1 protein-coding gene is annotated in these 912 nt (G+C 69.5%); it reads right to left on the reverse strand.

All coding sequences use genetic code 11. The features are described from left to right. On the reverse strand, positions 1 to 912 hold a 912-nt coding region (locus ACTFO6_RS17305), incomplete at both ends, for a malonate decarboxylase subunit alpha (protein WP_439935677.1).

Here is a 912-nt window from a genome sequence, read left to right on the forward strand (position 1 = left end):
GTGGGCTGGGAGGGGGCGCGGAAGGTCTCCACTATCTGCACCACGAGCTTGCGCCCGCGCGGCATGCCGCCCCCGGCGCCGCCTGCCTCCTCCCCGGCCTTGAGCCAGGCGGGGCTCCCATGGCGCCGGCCGCGGGCGTCCGCCCCCATGTTGGGGGCACCGCCGAAGCCGGTGATGCGGCCCAGGGTGGCGGTGGAGCTGTTGCCCGCGAGGTCGATCTGCAGGGTGGAGCCGATGAACATGTCGCAGGCATAGTGGCCGGCGACCTGGCAGAAGGCCCGGTTGGAGCGCAGGCTCCCGTCGGGGCCCGTGAAGAAGACGTCGGGCCGCGCCGCGATGTAGGCCTCCATGCCCAGCTCCGAGCCGAAGCAGTGGATGGACTCGACGAACCCCGACTCGATCGCGGGAATGAGCGTGGGATGGGGATTCAACGCCCAGTGCCGGCAGATCCTGCCCTTGAGTCCCAGCTCCTCGGCGTAGGTGGGAAGCAGGAGCTCCACCGCCGCGGTGTCGAAGCCGATGCCATGGTTGAGGCGGCTCACCCGGTACTTGGCGTAGATGCCCTGGATGGCCATCATCGCCATCAGCACCTGGACCTCGGAGATCTGGGCCGGATCGCGGGTGAAGAGGGGCTCGATGTAATGGGGTGCGGGGCTTTGCACCACGAAGTCCACCCAGTCGGCGGGAATGTCCACCCGCGGCACCCGGTCCACCAGCTCGTTCACCTGGGCGACGACGATGCCGCTCCGGAAGGCGGTGGCCTCCGCGAGTGCCGGCGTGTCCTCGGTGTTGGGTCCGGTGAAGAGGTTGCCTTCGCGATCCGCGGCCTGGGCCGCGATCAGGGCGACGCGCGGCGTGAGATCGACGAAATAGCGGCCGAACAGCTCCAAGTAGGTGTGGATCGCGCCCACC

Source organism: Pelomicrobium sp. G1, from assembly GCF_051905455.1.
Taxonomy (GTDB): Bacteria; Pseudomonadota; Gammaproteobacteria; order Burkholderiales; family UBA6910; genus Pelomicrobium.